Origin of the sequence: Vibrio sp. 10N.286.46.A8 (assembly GCF_041470165.1) — a bacterium.
Taxonomy (GTDB): Bacteria; Pseudomonadota; Gammaproteobacteria; order Enterobacterales; family Vibrionaceae; genus Vibrio; species Vibrio tasmaniensis_A.
Genome location: NZ_JBFRLX010000083.1, coordinates 1 through 8815, shown reverse-complemented (window position 1 = coordinate 8815; position 8815 = coordinate 1). Strand labels below are relative to the sequence as shown.

The window sequence follows — 8815 nt, the reverse complement described above, 5'->3', positions numbered from 1 at the left end:
AGTTTAAGGTCTGGTCTATCTTATCGATGGTGGCAACGCCCGTTTCATCAATATTCTGGAGTATGGATTCAAGAGACGACCCTGCCGTGCTCTTGCCTTCAAACCAATTCAGTTGCTGCTGATAATGCTCGATGTTATTCACAACGACTTGTTTGAGTGGCTCTAACTCATCAACATAATCCGCAGATAAATAAGGAATTGAACTTCGGTTAATATCCAAAAAACGGATGGTAAGCGTGGAGGATTGGAGCATCAAAGGGGTTGCTTGTTGAGTTATGGTTTCGATGTGTGAGGTTATGTTTTTATTGCTGCTAATGCTCAACCAAGCGCTGCCAAGCATAATCACAATCAGCGTAAAAAAACCAAAATAGACTCGAGACGCTATGGAAGAAAACCTCTTGGTTTTACTCTGACTCATAGTTATTCCTTAATCTAGTAGCGAAAAAAAGGGCACATAAAATGTGCCCAAGAATGGAGTTATTTAACGTGCCCTAATCAATCTGCCTTTAGGGCTAAATGGACAGTATGTACTTACTATTTAAACACGACTCTTTGAGCGTAAGCCTAATTCAAAGAGCTGCTCTTTCTAGCTTGTGATTACCACCAAGCTTCAAACATTGCGCCGAACGACAATGTATCAACATTGGTTGTGTTCACAGTGTTGCCTTTAGTTTCGACATCACCCACGGTTGTGTAAAAGCGAAGCATTGGACGACTCCAAGGTAAGCCACCGAGAGAAACGTTTTGAGATAAAGTTACCTTCCACGCGTTTTCTTCGCCGTCGTCATCGTAATCAACCATGCCGTAACCAGCTTCTAACCATGTAGAATGAACGTCATCCCATTGGTACTGTGGACGAACGATACCCGCATACTCAGTGTTATCGCGAGCTAAGTCTGCACCAGAGTTATCTTTATACGACACTAGGTAATCAATGATGAATTTATCCGATGCTGCGTAGTTACCTTCAATGCTTGCGTAAAAAGTTTTATAGTCGCCTTTCAACTCAAATACCGATGAATCTGCACCATCACCATACTTAACGACTAACTTGTTGGAATCTCCTAAACCAAGAGTTGCACCTACTAGGTATGCCGTTTCATCGCTCACTTTAGTACCAGCTGTTACCACTTTTTTCGTTTGACCTGTTTTTTGGTCGATCACATATTTAGTTGAACTCGCTGTATCCGCTTCATCTGAAGCAAAACCGTAGTTCGCATACAAGTCCAGTTGACCGATACCCGCGTTAATTGAATGAAGTTTAGAAGTAATTGCGTATCGACCATTGTCATTTACGAGGCCGCCTTTCACTTGGCCAACAAAGCCCATATCTAGCTTAGCGCCACCGAAATCTAGGTTGTTAAAACCAGCGCCTTGACCATCGTGTGTCATCCAGAAGTAATCATTCAAACCTTGTTGCGGACGTTGGTGGAAGTCGCGACCAGCCCACATGTAAAGTTCTGGTTGGCTTTCAAATACATTAGTTACACCAGCGTACATTTTTTTCATGCTCAAGCCGCCGTCATCAGCCCAAGCGTCAGCTTCCCAGTGGTCAGCCATGAATACGACGTCCCAAATCGCACCATTGTCAGCTTCGAAAAGCTTAGCTAGCTGAACCTCACCACCATTAGCTTCGTTACCCAAACGACCGACAGAACGACCTGTTGTACCGATGTCTACGTAACGCTCATCACCGCTCTTGTAGTGAGCGCCGTAACGAGCATAACCAGAGAAGACGATGCCATCTGGCACCTTAGTTTCTGCAGTTAAAACCGCGGGTTGTTGATCGTTAACATAATTAATATCAACAACCTTAGATTCTAACTCTTGAATTCGTTTTTCTAGTGCTTCGATATTAGTATCAGCAGCAAAAGAAGAGAGTGAAGCAAGCGAAGCCGCCACTGCGACCGTTATTGGCAAAAGCTTAAATTTTTGCATTGTAATTCCCTATTATTTTTTTGAGTTTTCATCGAACAGGGAAATATTAAGCAATGAAAGCGTTGAAAAGTTAGTTGCTGTTCACACTGATAAACCCGCCTAAATACCATGAAACTTTTAGAGTTATCACCAGATATGGTTATTTATTTATAATCAGATAGATAGACGTAAAAACCCGTAATAATACAGCTTGAAATCGCTTTCATTTCATCAGTAATGGCGGGGTCTATCACGGAAAAGAGTGTGGTGGAGCGAGGAAAATATGGTGAAATTTTGATTGATTTTCGTAAATATGAAAAGCCTCAAAATCTAAGGCCGATTTTGAGGCTTTTGGGGGTAATTCAAATACCCAGCTATCTAAAATTAATTATTTTTTAAATTGAATCTAGGGACTCTATTCCCATATTGAACAGGGTAAATGCGTAGATATCAGCAGTGAGATCGATCGCTTTGCTCAGTGGCATTCCCGCACCGTGACCCGCATTAACATCGATACGAATCATCACAGGCGCACCGCCTTCATGCTTATCTTGCAGCTCTGAGATGAACTTATAAGAGTGAGCTGGCACCACACGGTCATCGTGATCGGCTGTCGTAACCAGTGTTGCTGGGTAATCGACGCCTCGCACCACATTATGAACCGGAGAATAATCTAGCAGATATTCGAACATCTCTTTATTTTGGGCGGATGTGCCATAGTCGTACGCCCAACCTTCGCCAGACGTGAATGTGTGGTAACGCAACATGTCCAACACCCCAACCGCAGGCAGAGCCACTTTGAACAACTCAGGCCTTTGAGTCATACAAGCGCCAACCAACAAACCACCATTAGAACCGCCGCGGATCGCTAACTTATCGCTACTGGTGTAGTTTTCTGCAATTAAGAACTCGGCAGCGGCAATGAAGTCATCAAAGACGTTCTGCTTTTGTTGTTGTGTACCCGCTTTGTGCCACGCCTTACCATACTCACCACCGCCACGCAGGTTAGGCACCGCATATACGCCACCCAGTTCTAGCCAACTGCCAACCGTGCCCGAGAAAGAAGGCGTTAGGCTAACGTTAAAGCCACCATAGGCGTACAACATGGTTGGGTTATTGCCATCTAACACTAATCCCTTCTTATAAGAGATAAGCATCGGAACCTGAGTGCCATCCTTCGAGGTATAGAAGACTTGTTTAGACTCAAATTGATCCGACTCAAACGGAGACTCAGAGCGTTGGTAGATTTCAGAGCTTCCAGATTCAACATCAAAAGAGAAAATCGTTGGCGGCGTTACATAGTTGGTAAAGGTGTAATAAAGCTGAGTTTGCTCGTTTTTTCCACCTAAGCCACTGGCCGTTCCCAGCCCAGGCAAATGAATGTCACGAACTAGGTTACCTTGGTAATCCAACTGCTCAACCTTAGACACCACATCCACCATGTAGTGAGCAAACAAGTAGCCACCACCCGTGCTGATATCCAATGGCTGTGGCTTTTCAGGGATGATTTCGAGCCATTTCCCATCGCGAGTATCAAAGCTCACCACCTTGCCATTAGGCGCATCAAGATTCGTATATAGAATGAAGGTCTCATCTTGGTTATCGATGAGATAAGTGTCGCTATCCACATGATCAATCAGCGTATTCAGCTTTTGTTCTGGTGAATTTAAATCGATATAGAACAGTCTATTACCCGATGTCGACTCTCGCCCTAGAATGATCAAGTAACGGTCGTCTTCAGTGGTGTAGCCCGACACATAACGGTGTTGTTCAGCGTTGCTCTCACCAAAAATTACCTTGTCGCTAGCTTGCTCTGTACCCAATTCATGGAAGTAAAGTTTGTGCTGTTCGGTACGTGCTGAAAGCTGGCTGCCGTCGGGCTTGTCGTAGCTAGAGTAATAAAAGCCGCGATTACCCAACCAAGAAATACCGGTAAATTTAGCGTCTGTGATTTCGGCTTCAAGCTGCTGCTTAGTCTCAGTATCAATCACAAAGATCTTACGCCAGTCGCTACCACCCTCTGAAATACTGTATGCCACTAGGCTGTAATCTTTCGAAAACGACACCGAGCCCAGTGATGTGGTGCCATCTTCCGAGAAGGTATTCGGATCTAGGAACACTTCAACCTGCAGGCCTTCTTTCTGACGATAAAGAATGCTGTGATTCTGCAGGCCGTCGTTCTTATAGAAATAGGTGTAATCACCTCGCACAAACGGCTGCGAGCTCTTTTTGTAGTCTTGCGCTTTCGCTAATCGCTCTCGCAGTTCTGCGCGATACGGGATTTGAGCGAGGTAATCAAACGTCACTTCATTCTGGCTCGCCACCCACTGCGCGGTTTCGTCACTTCTGTCGTCTTCTAACCAGCGATATGGGTCTTCGATTATCTGACCAAAATAGTCATCGCTGACGATCTGTTTGTTGGTGACTGGATATTGATACTCTTTTAAATAGCTCATCGTGATCCTTATTAAAAATAATGTGAAATCGTCAGATAACGCGTTCTGATGTGTTCAATCAATAACTTAATCTTGTTCGGTGGCTGGCGCGTAAAGGGGTACACCGCATAAATACCGAGCTTTTTACCCACTAAGTCAGGAAAGATGTCCACCAGCTGGCCGTTTCGAATATCGTGATACACCAGACAACGTGGCACGTACGCCACACCATGACCGCCCAAAGCGGCTTTTCTTAATGCCGTCGCGTTATCGGTAGAGAAAGAGCCAGAGACGCGTACGATGTATTTGTCGTTGTCGGTACAGCCATCCTTACTGTGTAAGAACTGCCACTCACTGGCGCCTGTCGTTTGATAAGCGTATTGCAAGCAATTGTGCTCAACCAAATCCTTGGGCTGCATCGGCTTACCGTTCTTAGCGATATAAGACGGCGAGGCACATACCACCCATTGTGAGTCCAAGATATGACGGGCAATTAAGCTGGAGTCTTCCAAGTAACCAGTTCGAATGACCAAGTCGAGACCATCCTCAACCAGATCGACAAAGCGATTGTTAAGAGACATATCGACCGTTAAACCTGGGTGCATATTACAAAACTCGGCAACAGCGTCTGCCAGAATCAAATCTCCGGAGATAGTAGGCACTGACATTTTGATATGACCACTAACATTTTCACCAAAGCCTGAAACTGCGTCCATAGCCTCTTGAGCCGCCTGCTTCACATTTTTGGCTCCGTGTAACATTGCCTTACCCGCCTCGGTCAGGGTCAATTTACGCGTGGTTCGATATAATAGCTGCACGCCAATCTCTTCTTCCAAACGCGCAATTCTCTTACTAACTACCGAATTTGTAAGGTTATTTTGTTCCGCCACCTTACTAAAACTGCCCAGCTCTACTACCTGTGAAAACAGGATCAAATCGTCTGCTCGCATTTGATTATGCCAATTTTGGAATTAATTATTTTCATTATTTCCCTATATCAATAAAAAATAAAGGGGTAAATTCACGCCAAATTAACAAAACAATTACAAAAACAGCTTTTGCAATCACATCGGTTACAAATAAAGCGACTCTAATTACAACAATTGAATCCATGAGATTCAAATTACACCTACAAAACTAATGACGTGTTATTCACTTCAAACATGAACGTTTGAAAACAAGTACGAGGAAGTACCCATGAGTGAAACTCTACTAGCTTTATTGGCCTTTTCGCCAATAGTTGTTGCAGCGATTCTGCTGGTAGGCCTTAACTGGCCTGCAAAAAAAGCGATGCCAGTGGCATTTGCATTAACCGTTGCTATCGCCCTATTTGCTTGGGATATGTCTGGCACTCGCGTGTTAGCTTCTGTATTCCAAGGCTTCGGCATTACCGTATCGGTTCTCTGGATTGTGTTTGGCGCCATCTTCTTATTAAACACTTTGAAACACACCGGAGCTATCACCACCATCCGCAACGGATTTACTGACATATCAGCAGACCGTCGTGTACAAGCGATCATCATTGCTTGGTGTTTTGGTTCATTCATTGAAGGTGCGTCTGGCTTCGGCACACCCGCTGCAATCGCCGCTCCGTTATTGGTTGCAATTGGCTTCCCAGCGTTAGCTGCGGTACTGATGGGCATGATGATTCAATCTACGCCGGTATCGTTCGGCGCGGTGGGTACACCTATCATTGTTGGCGTAAACAAAGGTTTGGATACGCACAACATCGGTGAAAGCCTGATTGCCAATGGTTCAACATGGGATGCTTACCTACAACAGATCACATCAAGTGTTGCAATCATCCATGCCTGCGTTGGTGTGATGATTCCTGTATTGATGGCAATGATGCTGACTCGCTTCTTCGGTAAGAACAAAAGCTGGACTGAAGGTCTTGATATCCTGCCATTCGCACTGTTCGCAGGTGCCGCTTTCACCATTCCTTACGCACTAACGGGTGTTTTCCTCGGAGCTGAGTTCCCATCACTGATTGGTGGTTTGGTTGGCCTTGCTATAGTTGTAACAGCAGCAAAACGTGGCTTCCTAGTACCTAAATCAAAATGGGATTTCGAAAGCGAAGATAAGTGGCCAGCAGAATGGCTAGGCTCTTTGAAAATCGACCTTGATGACAACAACCAAAGCCATAAAAAAATGAGCATGGCGATGGCGTGGGCACCTTACGTTCTGCTCGCTGTCACTCTAGTTGCTAGCCGTGTGAGCCCTGAGTTCAAAGGCCTGCTTAAGAGCGTTAGCCTTTCTTTCAGCAACATCCTTGGTGAGACAGGCGTAAGCACAGCGATTCAACCTCTGTATCTACCTGGCGGTATCTTGGTCTTCGTCGCACTGGTTGCTGTTCTAATGCAATCACGCAGCGCAACACCACTGGCTAAAGCTTTTGGTGAGTCGAGCAAAACTCTGATAGGCGCTGGCTTTGTGTTGGTGTTCACTATCCCAATGGTTCGTATCTTCATTAACTCTGGCGTGAACGGCGCTGATTTAGCAAGTATGCCAGTAACAACGGCCAACTTTGCAGCTGACCTAGTCGGCAGCGCATTCCCAGCGTTAAGTGCCACGGTTGGTGCGTTAGGTGCCTTCATTGCAGGTTCAAACACCGTTTCAAACATGATGTTCAGCCAGTTCCAATTCGAAGTAGCACAAACTCTGTCTATCTCTAGTGCTGTGGTTGTTGCTCTGCAAGCCGTTGGTGCTGCAGCAGGTAACATGATTGCGATTCACAACGTGGTAGCCGCATCGGCGACCGTAGGCTTGTTAGGACGCGAAGGCGCAACACTACGTAAGACTATCATCCCAACGTTCTACTACTTGGTGATGACAGGAATCATCGGCCTCGTGGTTATCTACGGCTTCAAAATGACAGACGCACTTATGTAAAGCATAAGTCGTTACAAAAGCACTTGGCGTTAATACTCAATTCCCCGACTGCAACACCGTCTAATAAGACAGTTGATGAGTTTCGGAATGGATACTAAAACACATCAACACCCTCGGGTATTAACGCCATTTTATTGCTTCACCGATTAATTGCTTAACTGGTTAATCGCTTCACTGTTTAAGAAAGAACAAACACTTACTTTTCAAGTAATTAAAGCAGCCCAAGCCAAGCTCTCATAGAAGGGCAACATCCCAAGAATTTAGGACTGAAATTATGATCATATCCGCATCGACTGATTACCGCGCCGCAGCAAAAGCAAAATTACCACCGTTTCTTTTTCACTACATTGACGGCGGTTCTTACGGTGAACATACCCTACGCCGCAACACGGCCGATCTTGCAGAGATCGCGCTCAAACAGCGTGTCCTCAATGACATGTCGGACCTAAATTTAGAAACCGAGTTGTTTGGCGAAAAGCTCGCGATGCCAATTGCATTAGCACCCGTTGGTCTAACAGGCATGTACGCACGACGTGGCGAAGTACAAGCTGCTAAAGCCGCAGACAATAAAGGCATCCCTTTTACGATGTCGACCGTGTCGGTATGCCCGATCGAAGAAGTCGCACCTAAGATTGAGCGACCAATGTGGTTCCAACTTTACGTGCTAAAAGATCGTGGCTTCATGAAGAACGTATTGGAACGTGCCAAAGCGGCAGGCGTAACAACACTGGTCTTCACCGTTGATATGCCAGTACCCGGCGCTCGTTACCGTGATATGCACTCAGGAATGAGCGGTCCAAATGCAGCAATTCGTCGTGTATTTCAATCTATGCGTCATCCTAGTTGGGCCGTTGATGTTGGCCTTTTGGGTAAGCCACACGATCTTGGCAATATCTCTACTTACCGCGGATCTCCAACCAAACTGGAAGACTACATCGGTTGGTTGGGTGACAACTTCGACCCATCAATTTCATGGAAAGACCTAGAGTGGATCCGTGACTTCTGGGACGGCCCGATGGTCATTAAAGGCATTCTTGATGAAGAAGATGCAAAAGACGCCGTGAGATTTGGTGCAGACGGTATCGTAGTTTCAAACCACGGTGGTCGTCAGCTAGATGGTGTTCTATCAAGTGCTAAAGCACTGCCTGCAATTGCAGATGCGGTAAAAGGCGACACCAAGATTCTGGTCGACTCTGGCATTCGTACTGGCTTAGATGTAGTTCGCATGATGGCGATGGGCGCAGACTGCACCTTGCTTGGTCGCTCTTTCGTCTACGCGTTAGCGGCACAAGGACAAGCAGGCGTTGAGAACCTACTCGACCTTTACGACAAAGAGATGCGCGTTGCGATGACTCTAACTGGCGCCAAGACAATCAAAGACTTAACTCGTGATTCTCTGGTGGGGCTAGATTAAACCGCCACGACTCAGGTTCGGATTCAGGTCAGGATTCGGACTAATGCTTTGGTCTACTTAGACTGAAGTTCAATCGGTGTCACAGCAATTACACTGCCGTTGTGACACCGTTTAAGCACTGGAAAATAAAATAAAAAACTAGGGCGTGTTGATCTTT

At 45.7% G+C, this 8815-nt stretch carries 5 protein-coding genes and 1 pseudogene; 2 read left to right on the top strand and 4 right to left on the bottom strand.

Going from position 1 to position 8815, the window contains the following annotated elements:
• From AB4232_RS09855 to AB4232_RS09840, 4 genes and pseudogenes are all read right to left on the bottom strand, one after another.
• Window positions 1-418, bottom strand: a pseudogene (locus AB4232_RS09855) (methyl-accepting chemotaxis protein); the annotation flags it as partial.
• 179 nt (window positions 419-597) lie between these two features.
• The gene (locus AB4232_RS09850; protein ID WP_017100895.1) at window positions 598-1938 is read right to left on the bottom strand and encodes a carbohydrate porin; all 1341 of its coding nucleotides are present in this window, start codon (window positions 1936-1938) and stop codon (window positions 598-600) included.
• A gap of 374 nt (window positions 1939-2312) precedes the next feature.
• Complete coding sequence (locus AB4232_RS09845) at window positions 2313-4373, bottom strand: prolyl oligopeptidase family protein (protein WP_102248822.1); 2061 nt, start codon at window positions 4371-4373, stop codon at window positions 2313-2315.
• Between the two features lie 11 nt (window positions 4374-4384).
• A complete protein-coding gene (locus AB4232_RS09840; protein ID WP_009846145.1) occupies window positions 4385-5302 on the bottom strand; it encodes a LysR family transcriptional regulator in 918 nt (305 codons plus the stop codon).
• A 247-nt stretch (window positions 5303-5549) separates the two neighbouring features.
• Between AB4232_RS09840 and AB4232_RS09835 the strand changes: the two genes are divergently transcribed.
• Both AB4232_RS09835 and lldD read left to right on the top strand, forming a co-directional pair.
• The gene (locus AB4232_RS09835; protein ID WP_372087024.1) at window positions 5550-7244 is read left to right on the top strand and encodes an L-lactate permease; all 1695 of its coding nucleotides are present in this window, start codon (window positions 5550-5552) and stop codon (window positions 7242-7244) included.
• 274 nt (window positions 7245-7518) lie between these two features.
• Complete coding sequence (lldD, locus tag AB4232_RS09830; protein WP_017083007.1) at window positions 7519-8658, top strand: FMN-dependent L-lactate dehydrogenase LldD; 1140 nt, start codon at window positions 7519-7521, stop codon at window positions 8656-8658.
• Window positions 8659-8815 lie beyond the last annotated feature (157 nt).

What these genes read in the sequence shown, in the direction of transcription:
- AB4232_RS09850 (WP_017100895.1), bottom strand. Translation starts at nt 1,938, where the DNA reads ATGCAAAAATTTAAGCTTTTGCCAATAACGGTCGCAGTGGCGGCTTCG.
- AB4232_RS09845 (WP_102248822.1), bottom strand. Translation starts at nt 4,373, where the DNA reads ATGAGCTATTTAAAAGAGTATCAATATCCAGTCACCAACAAACAGATC.
- AB4232_RS09840 (WP_009846145.1), bottom strand. Translation starts at nt 5,302, where the DNA reads ATGCGAGCAGACGATTTGATCCTGTTTTCACAGGTAGTAGAGCTGGGC.
- AB4232_RS09835 (WP_372087024.1), top strand. Translation starts at nt 5,550, where the DNA reads ATGAGTGAAACTCTACTAGCTTTATTGGCCTTTTCGCCAATAGTTGTT.
- lldD (WP_017083007.1), top strand. Translation starts at nt 7,519, where the DNA reads ATGATCATATCCGCATCGACTGATTACCGCGCCGCAGCAAAAGCAAAA.